Source organism: Fibrobacter sp. UBA3718, from assembly GCF_002371935.1.
Lineage (GTDB): Bacteria > Fibrobacterota > Fibrobacteria > Fibrobacterales > Fibrobacteraceae > Fibrobacter.
In genome coordinates this window covers 1-24858 of record NZ_DFHR01000020.1, presented here as the reverse complement: position 1 = coordinate 24858, position 24858 = coordinate 1, and the positions used below count along the sequence as shown (strand labels likewise).

Sequence of the window (24858 nt, the reverse complement as noted above, 5' to 3'; positions counted from 1 at the left end):
ACGCCTTCGGGCAGCTGGATCGTGCCGGTGACGTCGGTGGTGCGGAAGTAGAACTGAGGACGGTAGCCGTTCATGAACGGCGTGTGGCGGCCGCCTTCGTCCTTCGTCAGGACGTAGATCTCGGCCTTGAATTCGGTGTGCGGAGTCACGGACTTCGGAGCGGCGAGAACCTGGCCGCGGCTGATGTCCTTCTTTTCGGCGCCGCGGAGGAGCAGGCCGACGTTGTCGCCCGCCTGGGCGTCGTCGAGGAGCTTGCGGAACATTTCAACGCCGGTGACCACGTATTCGGTCGTCTCGCCGAGGCCGACGCGTTCGACCTTGTCGTTCAGGTGAACGACGCCGCGCTCGATACGGCCCGTGGCGACGGTGCCGCGGCCGGTAATCGTGAACACGTCTTCGATCGGCATCAGGAACGGCTTCTCGGTATCGCGCTGCGGGAGCGGGATGTAGGAGTCGCAGGCGTCCATGAGTTCCATGACCTTGTCCTGGTAGGCGGGATCGCCTTCGAGGGCCTTGAGGGCGGAACCGCGGATGATCGGCGTGTTGTCGCCGTCGAAGTCATACTTGGAGAGAAGTTCGCGGACTTCCATCTCGACGAGGTCGAGGATCTCGGCGTCGTCGACCATGTCGACCTTGTTCATGAACACGACAATCTTCGGCACGCCCACCTGGTGAGCGAGGAGGATGTGTTCACGGGTCTGGGGCATCGGGCCGTCAGTGGCGGCCACAACGAGGATGGCGCCGTCCATCTGGGCAGCACCGGTCACCATGTTCTTCACGTAGTCGGCGTGCCCCGGGCAGTCGACGTGGGCGTAGTGGCGGTTGGCAGTGGTGTATTCCACGTGCGAAGTGTTGATCGTGATGCCGCGGGCCTTTTCTTCGGGGGCGTTGTCGATTTCGTCGAAACGCTTGGCGGCGGCGAGGCCGCGGGCTGCGAGAGTCGTGCAGATTGCGGCGGTCAGAGTGGTCTTGCCGTGGTCAACGTGGCCGATGGTGCCGATGTTGCAGTGCGGCTTGCTTCTGTCAAAATGTTCTTTTGCCATTTTATTCCTCTTCTTCAGCAGAAGGTTTATCGCTTCAAGTCAAGAAGTCCCAATGACTTCCGTTACATCGGAAAGCATAGGAAGCGGTACTCTCCGAAATTGAGCCACAAATTTAGTAAATGCCAATAATTTTGCAAGTTTTTTTCTTTGATTTTTTGCGAAAATCACAAAAAAGAGGGAGTTATCAACAGCCCGCGCGGCTTTCGCGAACCGAAAAGCGGAGTCATCAGGAGCCCGTTTCGAAAGTGGCGAAATTCGCCGAATTTCAAAGTTTCAATGTTTTTAAACAAAGGATACCTTCAAGTTATCAACAAACAATTCACCATTGTGACAAGAACCGCCAGGCCCGCAACGCAAGCAAGCACTATTTTTGTAATTTTATTTTTACAATAAATAATTTTACATTCAGTTTACATTCCAGTCCGAGCATTGCGAACGAGAACAATGCAGGAACGCCTAAATTGTTGTTACTCCATTTTTTACAAGCATTATTCGGTCACATAAACTATTTTTTGTCTCGGTGTGGAATAGGGATAAGAAAGGAAAACCCATGAAGAATCTAATTTTTAAGTCCCTCATGCTGGCCGGCGCCCTCACAATCGCCTGGAACTGCTCCGACGAAACCCCTTCCGGCCCTAAGCAGCCCGAATACCTAGTCACATCGGAAGCCTGGCTCCTGCAGACGGATGCCGACTATATTATTTACCCTGACGGACGCGTGACGAACGCGCAGGGCGACCTCATCGGCACAATCAGCTTTCTCGAGGGGACCTCCATCGGCGTGATTTCCGACCTGCAGGGGACGCCCATTTCCGGCAATGTCGATGTCGCCACGCTCGCCAAGCTCGAAAAGAACACGACAATCTACACCATCGCGGGCCCCGTCTGGCACCTGATCGACAACACCGGCGACTACCTCATCTACCCCGCCGCCGAAGGCGCCACCTCCTGCGTAGTCACCGACCCGGACGGCAACTATATCGCAAACCTGGATCTCGCCACCATGAACATCATCTCCCTGGACGGCGTCACGGTGCTTACGACCGGCGGCGACATCGGAGCCCTCCCGGTCCTGAACCCGGGAGACAAGTTCACGAAACAGCCCGATCCCGTCATCGTGTCCAGTTCCAGCGAAGCGCCCATCATCGAGTCGAGTTCCGCGCTTCCGCCCTCCTCGAGCAGCGTAGCCTCTTCCAGTTCCGTGCAGTCATCGAGCAGCGCGAAATCCTCCTCGAGCAGCGCAAAGTCCTCCAGCTCCGTACAGAGCAGCTCCTCTTCCAAGCCCGCCGGCGGATGCCCGAATATCCAGAAAAAGAACGGCGCCAAGGGTGAGGGCTGGGCAACCCGCTACTGGGACTGCTGCAAGCCCCACTGCTCCTGGCCGGAACACGCACACGGCAACTACTCCAAGCAGTGCACCAACAAGGGCAAGACCGAAAGCACCGACTGGGGTGGCGGAAGCGTATGCAGCGGCGGAGGACTCATGACCTGCACGAGCCAGGTTCCGTTCACTGTCGACGGCTGCGACGAAATGGGCTTCGCCTTCGCGGCAGTGCCCGCAAGCAACGGCGGTGACTGTGGTAAATGCTTCCAGCTCACCTTCACCGGCAAAGGCAAATATTCCACCGATGCAAACCACAGGGCCATCAAGGACAAGAAGCTCATCATCATGGTGACCAACATCGGTGGCGACGTGAACCAAGGCCAGTTCGACATCATGATCCCGGGCGGCGGTTTCGGCGCGTTCAACGGTTGTGGCCAAATGGGCTGGAACATACCGGGCAACTCCGAACAGTATGGCGGCCTGCTTTCCGACTGCGAAAAGGAAACCAAGTACAACGCCTCGAAGACCCTCACCTGCCTCCAGGAAAAATGCAACAGCGCATTCAGCAACGACAGCCAGGCCAAGGAAGGCTGCCTGTTCCTCGCCGGATTCATGCATGCGGCGGGCAACCCCCTGCACAACTACGAAGAAGTGGAATGTCCGCAGGTCCTGAAGGATAAATACTAATCGCCACCACGGCCTAGACCTTTACGAAGGGCTCCGCGATGCGCGGGGCCCTTGTTGTACATGGCACACCGGCGATTTGCGGGCCGCATCGTTCGCCGTGGCATTCCCGCCTTCGCAATATTATATTATGGACATGATGTTTGGAAAGAATTATAGGGCCATGATGGTCGCGCTCGCGGCAATCGCGGGATTCACGTGCACCGCAAGCGCGCAAACGCGCGTGGCGTGCGTCGGCAACAGCATTACCGAGGGATACGGAATCTGGGACCAGAAAAAGTACCCCGACCACCTGCAAGAAATGCTGGGCGACAGCTACAAGGTGCAGAACTTCGGCGTTTCTTCCATGACGTTCGCGAACAAGGGCCCGGGCGACAACATGAGCTACTGGAACACCGACAAGTTCAAGGCGGCCCTCGCGTTCAATCCCGAGATAGTCGTCATAGAGCTCGGGACAAACGACAGCAAGTTCTTCACGAATAACTGCATCGAGAACGGACAGCCCCGATACAACTACAACTACGGGCAGTACGAGAAGGAACAACTCTACAAGGATTACGAGGCGCTGCTCGACACCTTCATGCACCTTACGACAAGCCCGAGGGTCATCGCGACGCTACAGCCCTATTCCAACAACTGCGAGTGGGGCATCATGGACACCGCAATCGTGAACCAGATCAACCCCATCATCGAAGAAGTCGCGACCCGAAAGGGCGTGGAGATTATCGACCTGCATTCGCAATTCAATACGCCCGAATGGTTCCTTGCCGACAGCGTGCACCCGAATGCGACCGGCGCGAAAGAACTCGCGAGGATTATAAAGGAAGGCATCTTGAAGGTGCCCGAAGTAAACGATTCCACAACGGCTATTCGCGGGAAGGGATTCGTGCGGAGTGCCGGCAGTTCTCGGGAACAGGATGCGCGCGATTTCGCGGGGCAAGATGCGCTGGGTTTGGAGCAGCAAGATGCCTGCCGGTTCGACGTGCAGGGCCGAAAGCTAAATGCCAAACCGAAGCGGTTCACACCCGCGGTAAGGCAAGTCAAGAAGCGCTAAGCCCCGTGTCAGATGCGGGCGACCTCGTACACGTAGAATGCGCTCGCGAGGATGCCGAAAATCGCACTCTCGAAAGCGACATTCGCGGCAATGAAGACGAACGACGCAAGCGCAATCAGTGCGACACGGAAAATTCCATCGGTCAACTTTTTTTCTTTAAACATAATAAACCTCTCTTTTCACACAAAGAAAGATACATTTATTATGTGTCAGAAAATGACAATTTCAAAATAACCCAAAAAATTTTTTAGCCATCCCGACAGCAGCACTAGAACTGTTCCAGAAGCTTGATGCGCTCCGGAGTGTCGGGGTGCGTGCAGAACAGTATGTTCGCCTTCGCGACGAGACCCTTGAGACCCATCTCGTTGTCAAATTCCTCGTCCGGATGAATCACGTAGAGCTGCGCGATATCGTCGCGTTTTACATCGGCAAGGCCCGGATCCGCAGAAATCTTCCTTAGGGCAGAAGCGAGTGCGAGCGGGTCGCCACAGAGTTCGGCGCCACCCGCATCGGCGACGTACTCACGCTTGCGCGAAATGGCAAGACGCGTCATGGTGCTGAAAAAATAGCCTATAACCGACCACACCAGGACGACAAGCAAAACGATAATAATGCCTCCCCCGCCATTCTTGCGACTACTCCTGCTACGCGGGGCGCGCATGGCACCGCTCAGGAGCCGCAGGGAGACATTCATGAGCATCGAGAATATGCCCACGAAAACAATACACACCACCATCAGGCGCGTATCGCGGTTCTTGATGTGCGTGAGTTCGTGCCCCACGACCGCCGAGAGTTCCGCATCGTCCAGCTTGTCTATGATGCCCGTGGTCAGCGTGATGGTATACGACTTTATATCGATACCGCTCGCAAACGCGTTGAGGCTCGAATCCTCGACGATGTTTATTCGCGGCATCTCGATGCCACCCGCGATGCAGAGGTTTTCTACGATGTTGTAGACGCGCACGTTCTCCTTGCGTTCCAGCGGGCGCGCGTGCGTCGCATGCCGGATAATGAAGGTGTTCGTGAAATACGCGATAATAAACCACGTTCCCGTCACCGCAAGCGTGTACGGCACCGCATCGAGGAAATACTGCCAGACGACATCCCAGTGGAACTCGGTCGCCTGCAGGCCATCGGAACATACGCCGTTCCAGCAGAAGAACCCGAGCCAGTCGAGCGCCATGATGGTCGCAAAGACCATTCCCAAGAGGAGCAGCGGGAACATGAAAAGCAGGATAACCGTATTGCGGTTATTCCGCCAAATCTGGGTCTGGATACCGACGTACTTCATAGCTTAGACGATAGGCGAAAGACGATAGACGAAAGACAAAGGCTTTTTTACATCGTTCCTTTCGTCTTTAGTCTATAGGACCGTAAGTCCGTTCTTTCGTCTAAAATTTCACCTCGGGAGCCTTGTTGAGGGTCTCGCGGCCTTCGGACGCCTCGTACATGGGAGCACGCCTGAAGTTGAACATGCCGGCGATGATATTGCTCGGGAATACCTCGCAGGCGTTGTTGAACTCGCGGGTGGCGGAGTTGAAGAAGCGACGTGCGGCAGAAAGCTTGTTCTCGATATCGGAAAGTTCCGTCTGCAACTGCAAGAAGTTCTGGTTCGCCTTGAGTTCCGGGTATGCCTCGAGGGAGACGCGGAGCCCGGCGAGCGCACCGGTAAGGGCCTTGTCGGCGGCAACCTTCTCGTCGACCGTGGTGGCACCCATCGCGGCGGCACGGGCAGATGTCACCTTATCGAGAGTTTCCTTCTCGTGGGTGGCATAGCCCTTCACGGTATTCACGAGTTGCGGCACCAGGTCAAAGCGCTGCTTGAGCTGCACATCGATATTCGCGAAGGCATTCTCGCGGTTGTTGCGGAGCTTCACCAGGCCATTGTACATGGAGATGAAACACACGACGAGAATGACCACGACGACGGCGATGACAATTCCTACAGTCATAAGAACTCCTTTGAAAATCGTTTTTAAGGAAAAGTATATAATTTTCGTGCAAATAGTTTTATATCTTGTAAAAAAAAGGAGTTTTCAAATGCGCAAAGATCTCGGAGTAAAAACCTACCTGTACCCGCAACCCACGCTCGTCATTGGCACCTACAACGAAGACGGTTCGCCGAACGCGATGGTCGCCGCATGGGGCTCGGTGAGCGACTCGAACCAGGTGGCCATCTACGTGGCAGCATCGCACAAGACCGTGCCGAACATCAAGGCGCGCAAGGCATTCACCGTGAGCATGGCGACCGCGAAAGACATCAAGGCCATCGACTACCTGGGCATAACCAGCGGGAACAAGGTTGCCGACAAGTTCGCAAAGTCGGGACTCACCGCGGTCAGGAGCGATAAGGTTGACGCCCCGCTCATCGCGGAACTCCCGCTCGCGCTCGAATGCAGGATGGTGAGCTACGACGACGATTCGGAACTCCTGCTCGGAGAAATCGTGAACGTGACCGCCGACGAATCCGTGCTGGACGCTGACGGCAAGCTCTCCGTAGAAAAACTCGCGCCGGTGTGCTACGATTCCGCAGGCCACGGCTACTACGTGATGGAACGCCGCGTCGGGAACGCCTTCAGCGACGGGAAGACGCTTTAAGGAGGCGGGAGTGTTTGTGAAGAAGTTTCTGCACGGCATGAACCCTGCCGCTTTCACGGGTTTCGCGCTTGCGGGCATATTCGCGGGTATGCTCGTCGCCTGCGGTGACGACAGTTCCAGCAGTTCCCCCGCACCGGAAAGTTCCGACGCAGTCATCGAATCGAGCGACGCGCTTCTGCCGGGATCCAGCGAAAGCGGGCCTGTTCCGGAATCCAGCAGCGTGACCCTGCCCGCATCGAGTTCCTCGGCGGAAGCGGTTCCGGGCGATACCGTATGGAACAAGGCAAACCTCACGTGGTACACCTCGTGGCCGGAGCCCGGCAGCGAGGAATGCGAGGACTACAACGGATGTTCGTGGGCAGGCTGGTTCGCAGGTCTCGAAGACCAGCAGACAGAGGAATGGGTCAGCGAGCACAACATCATCGCCGTCCACGAGAAGGACTGGAATACCTACAAGCTCAAGACATTCAGGCTGCGCAAGAACGGCCACATCATCGACGCCGTCGTCTACGACATGTGTGCCGACAGCGACTGTGACGGCTGCTGCACCAAGAATGCGGGCAAGGTCGGGTTCCTCATCGACATCGAGAGCTACACGCGCGCCCGCTTCAACAACTACGGCTCGGGCACGGTGGAATGGACCTGCCTCGACTGCGAATAGGGCGCAAACGGCAATGAAGGTCCAGATTCTCATCGATAACATCGCGGGAATGTGCGGCCCGCGCAAGCTTTTTGGCGAGTGGGGACTTTCCGTGTACGTGGAATATGACGGCCACAAGGTGCTGCTCGACACGGGCGCATCGCACCTGTTCGCAAAAAACGCGAAAGTGATGGGCATCGACCTCTCGCAGGTGGATATCGGCGTGCTGAGCCACGCGCATTACGACCATGCAAACGGCATGGCGAAATTCTTTGCGCTCAATAAGACCGCACCCTTCTACCTGCGGAAGGGCGCAGGCGAAAACTGCTACCACACGCACAAGCTTTTTGGGCGATTTAGCTACCACGAATACATCGGCATTCACAAAGGATGGCTCGAGCGATTCGCGGGCCGCATCCGCTATGCGGAAGGCAATGCCGAAATTGCGCCGGGAATAACGCTCGTGCCGCATTCTACCACGGGGCTCGAACGCATCGGCGAGATGGCGCACCTGAGCGTCAAAGAAAACGGCAAATACCGCTACGACAGTTTCGCGCACGAGCAGAGCCTGGTGTTCGATACCCCGCAGGGGCTGTTCGTCATGAACAGCTGCAGCCACGCGGGAGCAGACAACATCGTGAAAGAAATCGGGAACGCCTTCCCCGGGAAAATGATTTACGCACTGCTCGGCGGGTTCCACCTCTTCCGATACCCGGATGCACGCGTGCGCGCCTTCGCCGAAAGGCTACGCGAACTCGACGTGCAGAAGATTTACACAGGGCACTGCACCGGCGACCGCGCCTACGGAATATTGCGGGAAGTTCTCGGCGAGCGTGCAGAGCAAATGCACACCGGAATGACAATAGAGATTTAGGGGCAGCGGATGCCCGGCATGGCGCGCTATTTTTTCGCTGCGCTTTCCGGATTGTCTTACTTGCGCTGGGCGCGAACGGCATCAACAGCGGCTTTGAGCTCTTCCTTCTTTGCCTGTTCCTCTTCCGGCGTGGGCTTGGTATCTTCGAGTAGCTTATCGGCCCATTCATCCCAGAAGCGGCAGCGTTCGCCCTCGAGCTTCATCTTCGCGAACTTGACCGGCTCGGTCTCGACGGCGAGTGTCACGACCGATTCCTTGTAGGCCTGCGGGAGGCCCGCAACATGCGACATGCGCTGCTTGAGCTCGGCGACGGTCGCATCCAGGATATCCACGTCGAAACGGCGTTCGATGTAACGGCGGGCAATGAACCCGAGCGCCATGAAGTAGTCACCCTGGTTGCCCTCGGCGAGATAATTTTTCTGCCTGAGTTCCTTGAGAGCGAGTACCGCCTCCTCGTACGGCGGGAGTCGCGGAGCCTCGCCCTTCTTCGCGAATTTCTTGTGCAGGAACCACCCGAGGAACACGAGCAGCACCACCCCCAGCACGATCAGCACGATGTAGAGCCACTGCGGCAGGCGCGGGTCATCGAGCGGGTCTTCCGCTTCCAGGATATCCGTCTCCTCGCCCGTAGTGCGCATGGAAACCTTCACGGCCACCGGGTCGGTATTCACCTTCACGGTATCGCTTCCCACCACGGCGTTCACCTGCTGCGGCGCAATCAAGAAGTCACCACTCACGAACGTGTTGAGCGTCGCGAGCCATACGAATTTCGCAGTCCCCTTGGGCATGCCTTCGGTCACCTTCTCGTTCTTCATCTCCTTGACTTCAAAGCTGCCAAGGTTCCCGACAAAGCTAGGCAAGTCCACGATGGCGTTCTCAGGTGCCGTCACCTGGATTTCGTAATTGAACATGTCACCCACGAACACCTGGGCGTTATCCACGTTCGCCTTGACACTCACATCGAAGGCGAAAGACGGAACGGCACATAATGCGAGAATAGCTATAACGGAAACGAAGGAACTATAAAGTCGCAACATATAAACCTCTATGGCGAAGAATATACAAAAAATGGAAATCGTAGAACAATCGACAGGGGCAAGGCGCCGAAGCAAAAATCTATCTTTGCCTGCGACATGACCACCGCCCTCGTCATCTACCTCGTCATCCTCGTGCTTATTGCGGCCCGCAGCGCGCGCAAGGTCAAGGACATTCCCGACTTTTTCGTTGCCCGCAAGGGTGCCTCCGCATTGGCGGTCGCCGGGAGCCTGGTGGCAACGATTCTCGGCGGGTCGGCCGTTATCGGCGCCATCGATTCCGGGATGAAACTCGGCGCTGCCGCGAGCTGGTTCATGCTTACGGGAGCGATCGGGCTATTCGCGCTCATCCCGTTTGCAGCACGCGCCTACAAGCACGGGAAATACACGCTCCCCGACCTGGTGGAGAACCTGTACGGAAAGGGGCCGCGGACTGTCGCCTCCATCGTGATTCCCATTGCATGGACAGGAATCGTCGCGGCGCAGATTATCGCGGCGGCGAAACTCCTGATGACGTTCACCCCGATGGAATACACCACGGCCGCAATCGTATCGGCAGCAGTGTTCACGGGCTACACGCTCGCGGGCGGGCAGCTTTCGATTTTGCGCACGGACTTTTTCCAGGCATGCCTGATTGTCGCGGGGCTCGTGCTTGTCGCGGGCTTCGCGCTCGTTAACGGCGCGGGCGATGCGGGCGTGCTCCCGAGTAGAGACCTTCCTTTCCCGTTCAACGAAGGTTTTTCGCCCTTCGACCTCTTCCTGCTCATCCTCACCTACGGAACAACGTACACGGCCGGCCCCGACATCTTCAGCCGCGTGTTCTGCGCGAAGGACGTACACAGCGCGAAAAAGGCCATAGCGGTTGCCGCCTGCGTGCTCATCCCCGTCGCATTCGTCATCGGGATCCTCGCTCTATTCGGCACAAGCCTCGGTGATATACAGGGAGCCCGAATCACGGCCATTGCGAATGCAGTCTTGCCACCGCCGCTCGTCCCGCTGGTGGCACTTGCGCTCCTGAGCGTAGTGCTCAGCAGCGCCGACACCACATTGCTGAGTAGCTCGGTCATCATCTGCAGACTGTTCAATATAGGCGAACCGCAAGCCGCCGCAGGGTCTGCAAACAAGGCGCTCCTCAAGGCGCGCATCATCATTTTCCTGAACGGCATCGTGGCCCTGCTGCTCGCGCTCGTGTTCACCGACATCATCGGCACGCTGTTGCTTGCACTTGCCGTCTATGCGGGAGCCTTCACCGTACCCGTGTTGTGGGGACTTCTCGGACTCAAGGCAAAACCGAAGTTCGTCGCCGCGGCAATCGTCGCGGGCGGCGCGCTCGCACTCGCAGGCAAGCTCTGCCCTCCTCTGCCTGGTACGCTCGGCACGCACACGGGCGACTTCCTGATGATCGCCGCTTTCATCGTAAATGCAGCATTCCTTGCCATCGGGCGCATCAAGAAATAAACGGACCGGACAAAAAAAGTATCTTTCCAACATGGGATTTTTGAAAAAGCTTCTGATGATTCTGTCCGTCACAAGTGCGGCAATCGCCCTGAGCGCCTGCGCGAGCACCAAGATGGAATATGCGGAATCGGCAACCATCGACATCTACCCCGGCCCGAGCATGCAGGGAATCAGCCGCCACCTCCCCGAAAACACCATCGGGTCGCGCCTGCGCGGCGGTGTCGCCATCGGGGCATCCGAAAAAATCGGGCTCGACAGCGTCTACAATAAAGGCGACTGGGACAGTGTCGAGGTCGATGCGCGCTACAAGATAAAGTATCTCCCCGTGTGGGGATCCATCGACAAGTTTGTCAAGGGCAAGCTCTTTACCATGAACATCGGGTTCGGAATCTATCACGGCATCTACGCCTCCACCGGTTTCGGAATCAACACGAAGTATTTCGAGCTCGGCGTGCAATCGTTCCAGAGGTTCACCTACGAATCCTTCAACTACCATGCCTACGAAAAAAAAGAGGACGAAAGCCTCGAAAAAATAGAGGACACCAATAACAACGACAAGCTCGTGTTCCAATACGGCGCGGGTGCCTATGCAAGCCTGTTCATCAAGAGCGTGACGCTCAGCTACAACGGCAACGTCTACAGGCCTAACAAGTCCATCGTCATCAACGACCCGATTCCGGAAATCAGCTTCGCGACCCCGTACGTGTTCACGAACAACTTCCTCATATCGTACTGGTATTCGGACACGATAGAATTCCAGCTCGGAATCACGAACCTGCTCGTAGATTTCAACGGCGGGAACTGGTCCCTGATGGCGGGAGTTTCGCTCTGGACGTTCTAGCGGCCAACACCCGAAAAACTCAGGCTTCGAAATCCTTGTCCTACTTGTTCAGGAGGCGCTTGCGGCGCAATGCCACCGGCGGGTGTTCCCTGTAGATTAGCGCAAACAGCAGCGTGCGGGGAATTTCACACAGCGAGAGGTCGCGCATGGCCGCCTTCGCCATTTTGCGGTCGGTCTTGGAAAGCGCATACCTGTCAGCTTCGCATTCCTGGTTCCAGCAGTAGTAATGGAAAAAAGTGCGGAACGGGATAGCCGCCAGATGCAGCCACAGGATCGCCTGCCAAATCGGCATCTGCATGCGCACCAGGAGTGACGCGAGGAACCATACGGCGCACATCAAAAAAACAATCTTCACCAGGTTACGGAGGACCGCATGATGCAGGGCCCTGTGCGCTTCCTCGTGAAAATTCACAAACCGCGATTGCGGCACCTCCGCGCGGCTCTCGGGCAGGGGCACGATATCGTTCACGAGCGGGAGCAGGCGCAACACGGCAAAAAAGCCGAACCGGCAACCCGTCAGCCTGCACTCGCGCACTTCGAGAACGACGCGTGCGACAATTTCAATACAAAGTAATGCGTAGAGCAGCAAGCGGCACCTAGTCGATATTCTTGAGGACGTTGTTGAGCCGCTTCACGGATTCCTCGAAACGGGTACGTTCCCACTCCAGGAATCCCTTGTCTACAGGGTGCGCGCTGTCGTAGTCATCGAAAATCTTGCGGCCGCGTTCGTTGTCGCGGTCAAGGCCGTGGAACACGTTCTCGAACCAGTCCTTTTCGAGCTGGCGGAAACGCTTGACCAATTCGTCCAGCGTTTCGGGCATGCGGACCATCCTCGAAATTTCCTTGTTCAGGTCTCCCGTCAGGAGCTTGCGGATTTCGCGGGGAGACTGCAATTTCAAAGCCGAGTCGCTTTCCACAAGCAAAATCATCTGGTCGAGGATGTAACGCTCCAGGTAATCTTCGTAAGCGGCAATCGCACTCTGGCGCACACGTTCGCGCATGAAGTTTTCGCCAAGCCCGTCGATATGTTCCTGAGTGTACACGTCGCGCACCTGTTCCACCTGCAGGCGGCTGCGGGCATCGAAAACCTGACGCACCGTCTCCACGCTGAAAATGCCGAAAAACGAGCAAGGCACGAGTCCCTTGCCGCGCGAGGAATACTTGTAGAGGTTGCGGTCGAGCGCGTAGGCATTGCGCGAATAGTTCCAGCCGGGAACAATCTCGTTCAGGCGTGCAGGAACTCCCATGAGCTGCGGGTCGCCCGGACGAATCAGCGAGAACGGGAACTTGAGACGCTGCGGAAGCGTCGTCACTCCGCTTGCGACAATCGTGAACGGGGACTCGCGGTAGTTCGCCGGAAACTTGACGTTCACGCCGAGGCCAAAGAACATTCCCTGGCCGGGCATCACTTCCTGGTCGGGCATGCGGCCGGTGTGGTTGCTGCCCACATTTGCGCCGTAACCGATATTGCCGCAACCTTCGGGCCAAAGCGCCGCAATCAAAAGCGAATGGTGGTGCATCTGCGTGAGCGGGCCCATGTACGAGCTGTTGACCTCGCCTTCCTCAATATGGCAGCAGGGCGCAACGATCGACGACTTTACGATTGCCTTGCTCCCCACCTTCACGCGGCCCATGAGCACGCTGCCCTGCACCTCGGCACCGGTATGCACCTTCACGCCCATCTGCAAATTCGAATTTTCAAGAATCACGGAATCGTACACGTGCGTCGATTCCTCGAGCGAACTGAGGATGACGGAATTGCGCACCTTCGAGGCGCCCTCGATTCGCGCATGCGCGCCGATCCAGCTGTTGCGAACGATGTTCGTATTGCTCACCACGGCTCCCTTCCCCACCACGGCGAACGGAAGCGCGGTCTCCTCGCGGAACTGCCGCAACTGCTCGTCGAACGCGGCTTCGACATCGGGTTCACCCTTGTGGAACAGCTGCACGTCCACAAGGTCTGTCGTGATGTCGGGGAACACGCGCACCTGGCGCGCACCCATCTCGTTACCCACCGTGACTGTCGAGCCGATCATGTAGTTGATCTTGCCGCTGCTCACCAGCGATCCCACGTTGTGCACCACGGCACTGCTGCGGACCAGCACGTTCGAAAGCATCGCCACCTTGCACACGAGCGCGTTCTCGACAATGCAGTTGTGGACGAGACTGTCGTAAATCCCCGTCGGGAACGACACGTCGCCCGGCAGGAGGAGTGTCCCATAAAAGGCAGGCAGGCGGACATCGCCCATGAACACGGAATTATGGATGCGGTCGGGAGTAAAATTCGGTTCAACGAGGATGCGGTTCCAGTCCTCGCAACGGTTGCCGTTCTTTTCCAATGCGGCAATCTCGTCGGCATTCAGGGGGCGAAACTTTCCACCCGTGGCCTTGGCCGCCTTGAAGCCTTCGGCCAGGGAAGCCAATACGCTGTTCTTCAGCACTTTTTTGAGTTTGAGCAATCGTTGCATACCCAAAAAATAGACTAATTTTGAGGAGCGATGAAGCAAGAACTCTTCAAACTGATTAGAAAGCACCACTTTAATATTTCTATCTACACGGAAGAAATATTCGAAAGACGCTGCCAGGAAGAAATTATCCGCAGCGACGAGGACCAAAGTTCCTTCGTCTACCTCGAATTCGACTTCGAGGCCATACGCAAGATCCTCCAGGACGAAAGTGCGAACATCCAGTTCTGGGAAGTGTTCCTCACCGCCCTGAACAAGAACAACCGCGGGAGCGACATCATCGGGTTCCTCGAGAACGAGGCCGGACTCGGCATGCTGCTGCTCGACTCCAAGATCGAGGGCTGGATCCGCGTGAGGGGCAGAATCCTGCAGACCGCGGCCAGCATGGGATTCAACCCGGCGGCAAGCCTCATCTCGGCGACCGTGCGCCCCATCGTCTACCCCGCGTGCATCAACGATGCGCAAGACCTGAAAGCCATCGAATCCGTATCGCAAGAACTCGTGACACCCGGAGCCGGCAGCGCAGAACCGGCAGCCGCAATCTAAAATGAAAGTCCTCGTCATCGGTTCCGTCTATCCGCGTTTTCACGAAGACGCCGAGGTTCCCTGGCTACGGACCTCCATTGCGCACCTCAAGAAGGCGGGACTCGGCATCCAGGTTCTCGCACCTGCATACAAGGGACTCAGGACCCACGAAATCGACGGCGTGAAAGTAAACCGCTTCCGCTACGCGCCCGCAAGCTGGGAAATCCTCACGCACGAAGAAGGGGCCCCTTCCAAGATGGCAAGCAAGCCGTGGCTCCAGCTGCTCGCCATCCCCTACATCATCAGCGGGTTCTTCAAGTGCATCGGCATCTGCCGCAAGTTCAGGCCGGACGTGATACATGCGCACTGGCCGTTCCCGCATGCCTACATCGCACTCGGCGCCGCTAAGTTGTTCAAAATACCGCTCGTACTGAATTTTCACGGGGCGGAGCTCCTGCTCATCCGCAAGAAGAAATGGGTGAAGCCGCTCCTGAAATTTGCCATCGGGCAGGCGCAGGCCGTATTCGCCAACTCGAGCTTTACCGCAGGCAAAATCAAGGCGCTCCGGAACGTGGACGTGGAATGGAGCCCCTACGGGACGGCGCTCGAATCCGGATCAACTTCCGCAGGCAATGGCGGGACATCGGCAATCGTGCCGCACCCGGTAAACGGCAAATTCAAGATACTCTTCGTGGGCCGCCACATCGAACGCAAGGGAATCTGCTACCTCATCGAAGCGGCAAAGCACCTACCGCGCGACCAGTTCGAAATCCGCATCGTGGGAGTCGGCGACCTTACGGACAAACTAAAATCGCAGGCCGCAGAAATCGAAGACGCAGCCGAAATCATCTTTACCGGGAAGCTTTCGCCCGAAGAACTCGCGAACGAATACAGGACCGCGAACGTATTCACGCTCCCCGCCATCGTCGACAGCAAGGGCGACACCGAAGGGCTCGGCGTCGTGCTCATCGAGGCGATGGAGCTCGGGCTTCCCGTCGTCGCAAGCAACGTGGGCGGCATCCCCGACGTGGTCGTGGACGGCGTTTCGGGCATACTCGTCCCCGAAAAAGACCCGGAAGCCCTCGCCGGCGCCTACCGGCGCCTCGCCGCCGACCCCGGACTCGTGAAACAGCTGCTCGAAGGCGCGCAGAAGCGCATCGCCGAATGCTTCAGCTGGGACAAGATTGTCGAACGGCAGATTGGCGTATACAAAAAAATAACGAAATAGCCGACACTGAATTGCGCGTAATCGTATTATTTTAAAAACTTTTCTATAAAAAAACCACAAAACAGGCATGCCCACAAAGCGTTCGCCGAAATTTATATTACTTTTTTTTGCGAGAAATGCATACAAAAGAAGGAGACAAAATGAAATTCTCACTCCAGCGTTTTTTTAACGGAATGCTCATCGCCGGAACAGCCATCGCCATTTCCCTTGCAGGCACATCGCTTACTGCATGCAGCGGCGAAGACGGCGTCGACGGCAAGGATGCCGCAGAAGTGAATGTCGATTCGCTCGCAAACGTGCTGCGCGACGAAATCACCGGCACGCTCTGGGACAGCCTATATGCCGAACCCTATGTCGACACCGTCTACAACATCCTCTTCGACAACGCATTCGCGACCGCATGGATGGATTCGGTCCGGAACGCGCTTCTCGACAGCCTCAAGCTCGCCGACTACGACTCGCTCTATGCAAAGCTCTACGACAGCGTCTATGCCGACATCTACTCGCAGTCGGTCATCCGCACGCTTGACGCCTGGACCTGGAGCGCAAAGGATGATATCTACGGGGCATTCGCCAACCTCTACCCGCTGATGTACAAGGACTACACCGCCGAAGGGGAGTCCGTGCCGCAGCCGGTTTCCATCAAGGTGCGCAACACATGCGAAAAGGGCAATTCCAAGGTTCCTTGCCGCTGGAAGAAAATCATGGTCAAGTCGTGGATCGAAGGCTTCACCGATACCGCCACTACGACGGGGAACGTCAACCCCGATACGACAGCCCTGTTTGCGACCTCGTTCAAGTTCGACAACGAAGCGCTGCTTGCCCTCACCGCGCCGACAAAGGCGAACATCCAGGTGCGCGCATACGCCCTCGAGAACGACCACGAAATCCCGTTCTTCGCGACATCGGAACCGACCACCATCCACCCCATGCAGGTCAACGGGGCAGAACTTGCCGGAGTCAAGAACCGCATATGGTACGATGGCGTGTGGGTAACGCCGAACATGGATTCCATCCCCGCAATCCTAGAAGAGATGGCCGAACTTCTCCCGGACAAGGTGCTCAAGGTCTACCAGAAATACGAGGGTGACGAAAGCATATCGGAAAGTTCCGCCCGCGTGGTACAGGCCCTGTTCAAGGTGCTCCAGAAAAGGAACCTAAAGTACATCGAAAATGACGGCGCCGGAAGCAGGGGGCAAAAGGTAAACTATCCCGTCGAAGTGCTGCGCACCAGGCAGGGCGTATGCAACGAGCTCTCGTTCCTCGTGGCGTCCATCCTTGAAGCGGCCGGGTTCGACGTCTACCTCGTTGTCCTCCCGACTCACATGTTCGTGGGCTGGGCAGGCGAAGTCGGCACGAATTCGCTCGGCTTCCTGGAAACCACGATGCTCGCGCAAGAAGACGCGACATTCGGCGGAGCCTACCTTGCGGGCGCCGAAAAGTTCAACCAGCAGCTCGAAGCGGGCAATTTCGAAAACGGCACGAGCCAGATCATGGAACTTGCGGAACTCCGTGCATACGGGATTACCCCGAACGACATTCCGTAAATCCGCCGCTCTACCTGACGAAACGCACGACCCACATGTCGGCGTCGGTCCCTACGCGCACCGGCGGACCCCAGCAATCGACACCCGCGCTCACGAGCCAGCGGACGCCATCGAGCACGCCCTCGCCATAGGCAAGGCGCCACACGAGATTGATGACGAAATTACCCGGGAAAAACTGTCCGTTGTGCGTGTGCCCCGAAAGCGCGAAATCCGGAAGCCGGCCCGAATATCCGGGCTCGATTCCCTTGGGCTGGTGGTCAAGCAGGATCCACGGCCGCACGGTTTGCACGCTACCGGAATCGGCCGAGACCTCGACGGGCACAAGCTCCGCAAGCGGCCTGCGCTCCACGCCACGGCCACGCGCCACCTGAAAATCGGTCCGCCCCGTGAAACACGCCTGCCCGATACACGCCGAGGAATCGTCCAGCACGACAAAGCCCACCTTGCGCATCCAGTCGTTGGGGTTCGAACCGGGAAACTCCTGCATCCCTTCGTGGTTCCCGTTCACCGCCACCGCAGCGACTTTCGCTCCTGCCGTGAGCTTCTTGAACAAAGTATCGTAGCCCCACTCGTCGAGAGTCGCAGACGGCACATCGGCGAGGTCGCCACCGAACAGCAAGTAGTCGGGAGCGATGGAATCCACATCGGCAATCATGCGCTCGAGCTTTGCACGGTTGAATAGCGGATCCACGTGGATATCGCTGAAGAACACCGCCGTAAAGCTACCGGGAGCCGCACCGGCAGGCAGATTCACCGTAGTCTCATGCAAAACGTATTTCGCATTGTGTGGGACGCCGTAGGCGCACAGCCCAAGCGTCATCATAACCGTCGCCACGAGCAAACCGCGGCAAGCGAGCATTACCGAACGCCCGTCAAGTGCACGACGCGTCACAACCCTTCGCACTACCCTGAATACACCCCAGGGTATATAAAGCAGCAGCGCCTGGCATAGCCACACCGAAAGGAACGCTACAGCGAGACTTCCGACAAACGTGCCCCGCGCCGACATTCCTGCAAAAATCGAGACAAGCACGCCGAGCGCAAGCAGCTTGCCCTTCTTGCCAGGCACAACCGGACTCACGTTGATATAAATTAGGACAAGTCCCGACAACAGAAGCAAAAGGAAAAAGACCATGGGGAAAAAAATAAATTTTTTGTTTTCATGTTTTTGTATCTTTTTAACCATGTAGGGAGTTCAAAGAGGAAAATCATGGTACTTGACGCTTTCAAGAAATACCCGAGCCAGATTTCGAGCGCGTTCAGGCGGTTCCCCGTCGCGTCGGCGCTCGCCTTCTTCACGTTCTTCGCATACGTCGCCTGCACAGAGCTCACAGGAATCATCACGGACTTTTCCAGGGACAATTCCTACATCGAACACATGCTCCTCCAGCTCATATTGTGGCTGGGCACCTTTCCCGTAGCGGCGATGCTCATTTCCCTCACGACCTCGCTCGTCCAGGAATCCCTCAAAACAAGCAGCAAGGTTCCCCAGATTGTCGCAAACATCGCCTGGTTCATCCTCTCAGGATGGCTTTTCTTTTGCGTTTTCAACGAACAGCAAAAAGACTTCGATTTTTTCAGCGCCGAATTCATATTCAGCACCGTTCTTGTCATGTACGTGACCGCCACGCTCGCCCTGTTCATCGCGCCGTTCTGGAAAAATAAAGACGAAAACGCATTCTGGATTTTCCTGTTCAGGAACCTCAAGGCGCTGGTTGTCGGCGCGCTCATCGCAACGCTCCTGCTCGCATCCGTAGAAGCGCTCGTCTTCTGTTTTGGTGCACTTTTCGAACATGAATTCGATGAGAAGGTGTATTTCTACATTTTCTACTTCTGCGCGAGCACCGTCTTCCCCATACTCTACTTCAGCGGCATCCCTTCCATCGAGGAATGCCACAGCGAAACACCCACGCTGAACAAGTTCGCGACAAGCACCATCCGGTTCCTCTTCGTGCCGGTGCTTTCGCTCGCCATACTCCTATTCTACGCCTACATCGTCAAGTTCGTCGTGCTGTGGGACATGCCGCAGGGAATGGTATCGTATTTCGTTTCCGGATTCATGATCTACATGCTCGCGCTCGTCACCGTCCTGTACCCCGCGCGCCTCGCCCCCGGCAGCACCTTCGAAAAGAAACTCCTCAAGGTTTTCCCCGCAGCGTGCATCCCCCTCGTGGCCATGATGTCCGTCGGCCTTATCCGCAGAATCAGCGACTACGGCATCTCGATGGAACGCATCTTCGCCGTGACCATCAATATATACTTCTACGTCATCATCGCGGTCTTCCTCGTCGACAAAATCAAGTGCAAGTCGCGCTACATCGCCATCGTCTTCTGCGCACTGCTGTTCATCGTCACCGACAGCCCGCTAAGGGCATCGAAAATCTCGAACGACATCTGGATGGGGAGCATCACGGAAGCCCTTGCCGAAGCGGGCTACACGGAGTTCCCGCTCAGCAAGGATGACGCCCGGAAATTCGTTATCGACCTGCGGAAAAAAGACGACGAAAACTCGAAGCTACTTGTTTCGCGAATGCTCGAGCTTGCCGAAGCACACAACCCGGAATTCACCGGATATCTCCCCATCACAGGATACGACTACGCATTCACCAACGACCTCGCCGAAGACGTATGTTGCAATGAAGGTTCGGACAGCACCGGCGAAGAACCGTTCGACCAGTTCGAGGTCAGCATAGAGTACCCCGACAAGGCGATGCTCCAGGTGCCTCCCGGCACAAAGGGCGCCGTCGCCATAGACCATTACTTCAACAACGACGAATTCGAATTCGCGGGCGACACGCTCACCTTCCGGATTTCGCTGAAAGAAGACAGTGGCTGCAGTTGCAACAGCGACGAGAGTGACGCATGCGCCGACAGCACCGCAGGCCCGGCAGGCGAAAGCGCAACCAGGACCGTCTACAGCTTCACCATCGACAGGCAAGCGCTCAAGCAGGACTCCACAAGGCAAATCAAGACCGACGGGGCTGCAATCGCAATAAGCTACCTGCACGCGGAAGAAGAATCGAAACGCAGCAAGACGCTACGAATTAAGGGAATATTGTTTACGGAATAGTTGACGCGCGCCGAAGAATTTAAAGAGGAAAATCATGGTACTTGACACATTCAAAAAATACCCGAGCCAGATTTCGAGCGCTTTCAGGCGGTTCCCCGTCGCATCGGCGCTCGCCGTATTCTCGACCCTCGCGTTCATCTTTTCAAACGAAATCGCACCCTCGCGCATTGAACAAGAGGGACACAGTTTTTTCTTCTGGCTCGTTTTCTATCCCGTCGGAGCGATGCTCCTTTCCATCATAACGACGCTTGTGCAGGAAGCCCGTAAAAATACAAGCAAGGTTCCCCAAATTGCCACAGGCATTGCCTGGTTTGCCATCTCCATAGCCCTGATTCTCTATTATCCCGAAGAACCCGATTACTACAGGCACGCCTATCTTTTTGGTGCAATCTATTCGATATATGCAACACTCATCTTGGGCCTGTTCGTCGCGCCATTTTTCAGACAAAATAACGAAAACCAATTTTGGATTTTCCTGCACAAAAACCTAAAGGCATTATTCATCGCTATCGGCATCACCGGAGTCCTGACGCTCGCTATCGAAGGTCTTATCTATGGTTCAGTCTCGTTGTTCGACCTGGGCAAAATTTCAGGAAAGCCCTACCTGTATGTTTTCTTTTTCTGCCGTAATACCATTTTGCCGATGCTCTATTTGGCAGGGCTCCCCTCCATCGACGAACGCCTCGACGAAACGCCGACATCGAGCAAGTTCACAAGCGGAGTCTGCAAGCTATTCATTGCCGTGTTCACGCTATACGTAGCACTCCTGTATGCCTACATCGCAAAGATACTTGTCCAGTGGGATCTGCCGAAGGGAATGGTATCGTACCTCGTTTCCGCATCCATGCTCATCATGTTCCTGCTCGTAACGGAGATGTATCCGGCGCAACTGAACCCGATAAAGAAAATTGAAAAGAGACTCCTGAAAATATTCCCAGCGGCATGCATTCCCCTAGTCATTTTAATGACTTTCGGAATCATCCGCAGAATATCCGATTACGGGATTTCCGAAGACCGCATCTATGTTTTCGCCATCAACATCTATTTCTACATCATCATAGCAATTCTGCTCATCAATAAAATCAAGTGCAAGTTCAGGTACCTCGCCATCGTCTTCTGCGCAATGTTGTTTGTACTGATGACCGGACCGTTCAACGCGACAAAGATTACGCGCGGCATCTGGATAGACAGCATCAAGGCAACGCTTGCCGAAGAAGGCTACACGAAGTTCCCCCTGAACGCGCAAGACACAAAATCATTCCTCAATACCATCGATGACAAGTCCCCCATCGTTTATTCGCGAGTGCATATTCTCCAAGACAGGTCTAAAAAAGAACTGGCCGAATTTTTCGAGACTGACAGCATCTATACGGACTACAACGCAATCCTCTCAACACCCCCAAAAGACGCGGACAAGAATAAGCCGAAAACACTGCTGCATGGCAGTTACTCCACGAACAAGACTTACGACATTCCCCCATACGCCACACGAATGGAACATATCGACAAAAAATTCAGCAAGGACGAATTCGAATTGCGGAACGACACGATATTCTTCCAGATTACGCCCATGAAAAGCGAAAAGGCTTTCCACTTCGCATTTCCCTACAAGGCGCGGGCACCCGAGGTTCCCTGCACGCCGGAGCAAATCGAAAATTCAAGAAAGCGAATGGGCGAGAACTTCAACGAAAAAGATGTCCGTTGCTGGGACATGACCTTTAGAGGCGATATAATCGAAGCAACCGACAATGCCAGGATTTTCAAGGAGATGGTCCACCTCGACCGCAAAATCGTCGACGGCGACACGATCCTTAATTTTGAAATCAAGGGCATCATATTCATGGAATAGCGCTTGACCTTTTTTATGCGTATAACTATATTTATGCATAAATAAGGAACATAACCATGGAATACAAAATTAAGGATATCAACCTTGCAGTGGAAGGCCGCAAGGAACTCGATCTCGCCGAAACCGAAATGCCGGGCCTGATGGCGCTGCGCAAGGAATACGCAGGCAAGAAGCCGCTCGCTGGCGCCCGTATTATGGGTAGCCTCCACATGACGGTGCAGACCGCTATTTTGATTGAAACGCTCGTGGACCTCGGTGCCGACGTGCGCTGGGTGAGCTGCAACATCTTCAGCACGCAGGACAACGCTGCCGCCGCCGTGGTGGTGGGCAAGAAGGGCACCGTAGAAAACCCGCAGGGCGTGCCCGTTTTCGCCTGGAAGGGCGAAACGCTCGAAGAATACTGGGAAAACACCGCCCGCGCCCTCGTGTGGCCCGACGGCAAGACCGCTGACCTCATCGTGGATGACGGCGGCGACGCTACCATGCTCGTGACCTGCGGCGCCGAATTCGAAGATGCCGGCAAGGTGCCTGAATTCAACCCCGCTACCGATAGCGAAGAATGGGGCGTCTTCCTCGCCACGTGCAAAAAGATTTTCGAGAAGGACCCGAAGCAGTGGACCCGCGCCCGCGAAACTCTCCGCGGCGTTTCCGAAGAAACCACCACCGGCGTGCATCGCCTTTACCAGATGGCCCAGGCTGGCCGCCTCAAGTTCCCGGCAATCAACGTGAACGATTCCGTGACCAAGTCCAAGTTCGACAACCTCTACGGCTGCCGCCACTCCCTCATCGACGGCATCAACCGCGCCACCGACGTGATGATGGCAGGCAAGATTGCTGTGGTGTGCGGCTACGGCGACGTGGGTAAGGGCTGCGCCCAGTCCCTCCGCGGTCAGGGCGCTCGCGTGATTATCACCGAAATCGACCCGATTTGCGCTCTGCAGGCCGCCATGGAAGGCTACGAAGTCAAGACCCTCGACGAAGTCGTGAGCTACGCCGACATCTTCGTGACCACCACCGGCAACACCGGCATCATCAGCGCCGCGCAAATGAGCAAGATGAAGCACCGCGCCATCGTCGGTAACATCGGCCACTTCGACAATGAAATCGACATGGCCGGTCTCAAGAAGATTCCGGGCATCAAGAGGAACGAAATCAAGCCGCAGTACGACGAATGGATTTTCCCCGACGGCCACAGCATCCTCGTGCTCGCCGAAGGCCGCTTGCTCAACCTCGGCTGCGCCACCGGTCACCCGAGCTTCGTGATGAGCGCCTCCTTTACGAACCAGACCATCGCACAGATTGACCTCTGGCTCAATGCTCAGGGCAAGCAGACTGTCGCCGGCATCAAGTACGAAAGCGGCGTCGTCTATACGCTCCCGAAAATCCTCGACGAAAAGGTCGCTCGCCTCCACCTCGAAAAGCTCGGCGTTCACCTGACGACGCTTACCAAGGCACAAGCCGACTACATCGGCGTGCCCGTGGAAGGCCCGTACAAGGCTGACCACTACAGGTACTAATCGCGAGAGTCGCGCACCCGCGCCTTACATGTCACCCCCGCCTCCGAGCGGGGGTCTCCTTTTAGCAAAAATCCCTCGGCACTCGCCGGGGGATGTTTTTTCACTGGTAAAACGTAAGCGGGACAACCACTTTCGCGCTTCCGGACTCCACCTCTCCAAACGGTATCCCACCGACATAGTCACTGACCGCATTATCGAATTCCTCATAGCCGGTCGAGGAATACGCGACGGCCGTACGGACAACTTCACCACTCGAGGCAATCTGAAGTCTCAGGACAACGCGGCCTTCGAATCCGGGTTTCTTCTTCAAAAACTTATTGTAAACATGGCGCAATCCTGGCTCTCGCTGGTGCATGATTTCCAGGACATCTTTGGCGGAACGGGAGCCACGCACCTTGATATCATCGGCCCATGACGGAATCAAGACTTTGCCGGATGGCCTGGTACTTTCGGCTTTTGACGAACCAGCTGCTTCCTCAAGCAGCTTGTCAATATTCTTTTTGAATTTTTTAGACTTTTCCATCCCGACCAATTTCTTAAATATCGCCCTCGAGCTGGAGGCCACCCTAAAACCGCGAGGAAGGGACATTGAAGGTTTGAGACCGGTCAACCGGTAAATTTCCCGATGGGCCATTTCCATCGAACGAAAGCGGAAAGCATCATCCGAGTCATCGACATCGACCCTGACATACCTGAACCCTATTTCCTTCAACGCAATTATCAAGGGGGTCAATTCATGGAACCTGTTCTGCCTAAAGAAACTGCCATCAATGTATAAAGAAATTCTGTCAACATCCCACCTGTCAGCATACCACTTGCGATAACGAATCAAGGTTCTGACAATAACATCAAATGCAGAAAGCGGAGCGATAGCGGCATCTCCCCGCCAAACCCTTCGCATAGAATTCGGGGAAAGTGTGGCAAGCGAATCCCCTTCGGCAGGCAATTTCAAGCCCCTCGGCGGAATCATGCCCAAGTCGCCCTCCCCCTCCATGCTGAGAAAATCACCCTTGCCATCAACATAGACGCTGTCCGGTGCTGCGACCATGGCCGAATACAAATAACGGGGGAACGGATAATGGACCGCCCAAAGGACACGCCCCGGAT

General features: G+C 56.1%; 22 protein-coding genes. 13 read left to right on the top strand and 9 right to left on the bottom strand.

The window, feature by feature from the left end; all coding sequences use genetic code 11:
- A partial coding sequence (tuf, locus tag B4A77_RS07515; RefSeq protein WP_290739691.1) for an elongation factor Tu occupies positions 1-1043 on the bottom strand: 1043 nt, incomplete at its 3' end.
- Between the two features lie 550 nt (positions 1044-1593).
- On the opposite strand from tuf, the gene B4A77_RS07510 reads away from it, so the two are divergent.
- The gene (locus tag B4A77_RS07510; RefSeq protein WP_290739688.1) at positions 1594-3054 is read left to right on the top strand and encodes a glycosyl hydrolase family 5; all 1461 of its coding nucleotides are present in this window, start codon (positions 1594-1596) and stop codon (positions 3052-3054) included.
- Between the two features lie 133 nt (positions 3055-3187).
- On the top strand, positions 3188-4105 hold the full coding sequence (locus B4A77_RS07505; protein ID WP_290739685.1) for a D-alanyl-lipoteichoic acid biosynthesis protein DltD: 918 nt from the start codon (positions 3188-3190) through the stop codon (positions 4103-4105).
- Between the two features lie 8 nt (positions 4106-4113).
- On the opposite strand, the gene B4A77_RS07500 is transcribed toward B4A77_RS07505, so the two are convergent.
- The 3 genes from B4A77_RS07500 to B4A77_RS07490 form a co-directional block, all read right to left on the bottom strand.
- Complete coding sequence (locus tag B4A77_RS07500) at positions 4114-4269, bottom strand: hypothetical protein (protein ID WP_173366476.1); 156 nt, start codon at positions 4267-4269, stop codon at positions 4114-4116.
- 104 nt (positions 4270-4373) lie between these two features.
- Complete coding sequence (locus B4A77_RS07495) at positions 4374-5396, bottom strand: M48 family metallopeptidase (RefSeq protein WP_290739682.1); 1023 nt, start codon at positions 5394-5396, stop codon at positions 4374-4376.
- Positions 5397-5496: 100 nt separating this feature from the next.
- Positions 5497-6057 (bottom strand): LemA family protein, encoded by a 561-nt coding sequence (locus B4A77_RS07490; RefSeq protein ID WP_290739679.1) that lies wholly within the window; start codon positions 6055-6057, stop codon positions 5497-5499.
- Positions 6058-6145: 88 nt separating this feature from the next.
- On the opposite strand from B4A77_RS07490, the gene B4A77_RS07485 reads away from it, so the two are divergent.
- Genes B4A77_RS07485 through B4A77_RS07475 form a run of 3 tightly spaced genes read left to right on the top strand, consistent with a single transcriptional unit; the run spans position 6146 to position 8217 of the window.
- Complete coding sequence (locus tag B4A77_RS07485; RefSeq protein WP_290739676.1) at positions 6146-6703, top strand: flavin reductase family protein; 558 nt, start codon at positions 6146-6148, stop codon at positions 6701-6703.
- Positions 6704-6719: 16 nt separating this feature from the next.
- Positions 6720-7364, top strand: a complete 645-nt coding sequence (locus tag B4A77_RS07480) for a hypothetical protein (RefSeq protein ID WP_290739673.1) — start codon at positions 6720-6722, stop codon at positions 7362-7364.
- A gap of 13 nt (positions 7365-7377) precedes the next feature.
- Positions 7378-8217 (top strand): MBL fold metallo-hydrolase, encoded by an 840-nt coding sequence (locus B4A77_RS07475; RefSeq protein WP_290739670.1) that lies wholly within the window; start codon positions 7378-7380, stop codon positions 8215-8217.
- Between the two features lie 56 nt (positions 8218-8273).
- Here the strand turns inward: B4A77_RS07475 and B4A77_RS07470 are convergent, their stop codons facing one another.
- Positions 8274-9254 (bottom strand): hypothetical protein, encoded by a 981-nt coding sequence (locus tag B4A77_RS07470; protein ID WP_290739667.1) that lies wholly within the window; start codon positions 9252-9254, stop codon positions 8274-8276.
- A gap of 96 nt (positions 9255-9350) precedes the next feature.
- Here B4A77_RS07470 and B4A77_RS07465 point away from each other — a divergent pair, with 96 nt between their 5' ends.
- Both B4A77_RS07465 and B4A77_RS07460 read left to right on the top strand, forming a co-directional pair.
- Entirely contained in the window at positions 9351-10709 is a 1359-nt protein-coding gene (locus tag B4A77_RS07465; protein WP_290739664.1) for a sodium:solute symporter family protein, read from the top strand.
- 31 nt (positions 10710-10740) lie between these two features.
- Positions 10741-11550, top strand: a complete 810-nt coding sequence (locus B4A77_RS07460) for a hypothetical protein (RefSeq protein WP_290739661.1) — start codon at positions 10741-10743, stop codon at positions 11548-11550.
- A gap of 40 nt (positions 11551-11590) precedes the next feature.
- Here B4A77_RS07460 and B4A77_RS07455 read toward each other — a convergent pair whose 3' ends face one another.
- Together B4A77_RS07455 and B4A77_RS07450 are read right to left on the bottom strand one after the other, a co-directional pair.
- Complete coding sequence (locus tag B4A77_RS07455) at positions 11591-12139, bottom strand: M48 family metalloprotease (RefSeq protein WP_290726466.1); 549 nt, start codon at positions 12137-12139, stop codon at positions 11591-11593.
- A gap of 7 nt (positions 12140-12146) precedes the next feature.
- Entirely contained in the window at positions 12147-14018 is a 1872-nt protein-coding gene (locus B4A77_RS07450) for a DUF4954 family protein (protein ID WP_290739658.1), read from the bottom strand.
- Between the two features lie 30 nt (positions 14019-14048).
- Here B4A77_RS07450 and B4A77_RS07445 point away from each other — a divergent pair, with 30 nt between their 5' ends.
- From B4A77_RS07445 to B4A77_RS07435, 3 genes are all read left to right on the top strand, one after another.
- Positions 14049-14561, top strand: coding sequence for a hypothetical protein (locus B4A77_RS07445; protein WP_173381377.1), 513 nt, complete (start codon positions 14049-14051; stop codon positions 14559-14561).
- A 1-nt stretch (position 14562) separates the two neighbouring features.
- On the top strand, positions 14563-15768 hold the full coding sequence (locus B4A77_RS07440; protein ID WP_290739655.1) for a glycosyltransferase: 1206 nt from the start codon (positions 14563-14565) through the stop codon (positions 15766-15768).
- Positions 15769-15908: 140 nt separating this feature from the next.
- A complete protein-coding gene (locus B4A77_RS07435; protein WP_290739652.1) occupies positions 15909-17315 on the top strand; it encodes a transglutaminase family protein in 1407 nt (468 codons plus the stop codon).
- Between the two features lie 10 nt (positions 17316-17325).
- Here the strand turns inward: B4A77_RS07435 and B4A77_RS07430 are convergent, their stop codons facing one another.
- Positions 17326-18450 (bottom strand): metallophosphoesterase, encoded by a 1125-nt coding sequence (locus tag B4A77_RS07430; RefSeq protein ID WP_290739649.1) that lies wholly within the window; start codon positions 18448-18450, stop codon positions 17326-17328.
- A 75-nt stretch (positions 18451-18525) separates the two neighbouring features.
- Between B4A77_RS07430 and B4A77_RS07425 the strand changes: the two genes are divergently transcribed.
- From B4A77_RS07425 to ahcY, 3 genes are read left to right on the top strand one after another with little or no spacing between them, the layout of a single operon-like run.
- A complete protein-coding gene (locus B4A77_RS07425) occupies positions 18526-20385 on the top strand; it encodes a DUF4153 domain-containing protein (RefSeq protein WP_290739646.1) in 1860 nt (619 codons plus the stop codon).
- A gap of 34 nt (positions 20386-20419) precedes the next feature.
- Entirely contained in the window at positions 20420-22234 is a 1815-nt protein-coding gene (locus B4A77_RS07420) for a DUF4153 domain-containing protein (protein WP_290739643.1), read from the top strand.
- 56 nt (positions 22235-22290) lie between these two features.
- On the top strand, positions 22291-23751 hold the full coding sequence (gene ahcY / locus B4A77_RS07415; RefSeq protein WP_290726480.1) for an adenosylhomocysteinase: 1461 nt from the start codon (positions 22291-22293) through the stop codon (positions 23749-23751).
- Positions 23752-23851: 100 nt separating this feature from the next.
- Here ahcY and B4A77_RS07410 read toward each other — a convergent pair.
- Positions 23852-24858 (bottom strand): AgmX/PglI C-terminal domain-containing protein (locus B4A77_RS07410; RefSeq protein ID WP_290739640.1); only part of this gene is annotated, 1007 nt, incomplete at its 5' end.

Bases quoted from the DNA above. Each gene is read 5' to 3' on its own strand.
- B4A77_RS07435 (WP_290739652.1), top strand. From the start codon at position 15,909: ATGAAATTCTCACTCCAGCGTTTTTTTAACGGAATGCTCATCGCCGGA.
- B4A77_RS07430 (WP_290739649.1), bottom strand. From the start codon at position 18,450: ATGGTCTTTTTCCTTTTGCTTCTGTTGTCGGGACTTGTCCTAATTTAT.
- B4A77_RS07445 (WP_173381377.1), top strand. From the start codon at position 14,049: ATGAAGCAAGAACTCTTCAAACTGATTAGAAAGCACCACTTTAATATT.
- B4A77_RS07450 (WP_290739658.1), bottom strand. From the start codon at position 14,018: ATGCAACGATTGCTCAAACTCAAAAAAGTGCTGAAGAACAGCGTATTG.
- B4A77_RS07465 (WP_290739664.1), top strand. From the start codon at position 9,351: ATGACCACCGCCCTCGTCATCTACCTCGTCATCCTCGTGCTTATTGCG.
- B4A77_RS07510 (WP_290739688.1), top strand. From the start codon at position 1,594: ATGAAGAATCTAATTTTTAAGTCCCTCATGCTGGCCGGCGCCCTCACA.
- B4A77_RS07470 (WP_290739667.1), bottom strand. From the start codon at position 9,254: ATGTTGCGACTTTATAGTTCCTTCGTTTCCGTTATAGCTATTCTCGCA.
- B4A77_RS07420 (WP_290739643.1), top strand. From the start codon at position 20,420: ATGGTACTTGACACATTCAAAAAATACCCGAGCCAGATTTCGAGCGCT.
- B4A77_RS07425 (WP_290739646.1), top strand. From the start codon at position 18,526: ATGGTACTTGACGCTTTCAAGAAATACCCGAGCCAGATTTCGAGCGCG.
- B4A77_RS07500 (WP_173366476.1), bottom strand. From the start codon at position 4,269: ATGTTTAAAGAAAAAAAGTTGACCGATGGAATTTTCCGTGTCGCACTG.
- ahcY (WP_290726480.1), top strand. From the start codon at position 22,291: ATGGAATACAAAATTAAGGATATCAACCTTGCAGTGGAAGGCCGCAAG.
- B4A77_RS07440 (WP_290739655.1), top strand. From the start codon at position 14,563: ATGAAAGTCCTCGTCATCGGTTCCGTCTATCCGCGTTTTCACGAAGAC.
- B4A77_RS07490 (WP_290739679.1), bottom strand. From the start codon at position 6,057: ATGACTGTAGGAATTGTCATCGCCGTCGTCGTGGTCATTCTCGTCGTG.
- B4A77_RS07485 (WP_290739676.1), top strand. From the start codon at position 6,146: ATGCGCAAAGATCTCGGAGTAAAAACCTACCTGTACCCGCAACCCACG.
- B4A77_RS07460 (WP_290739661.1), top strand. From the start codon at position 10,741: ATGGGATTTTTGAAAAAGCTTCTGATGATTCTGTCCGTCACAAGTGCG.
- B4A77_RS07495 (WP_290739682.1), bottom strand. From the start codon at position 5,396: ATGAAGTACGTCGGTATCCAGACCCAGATTTGGCGGAATAACCGCAAT.
- B4A77_RS07475 (WP_290739670.1), top strand. From the start codon at position 7,378: ATGAAGGTCCAGATTCTCATCGATAACATCGCGGGAATGTGCGGCCCG.
- B4A77_RS07505 (WP_290739685.1), top strand. From the start codon at position 3,188: ATGATGTTTGGAAAGAATTATAGGGCCATGATGGTCGCGCTCGCGGCA.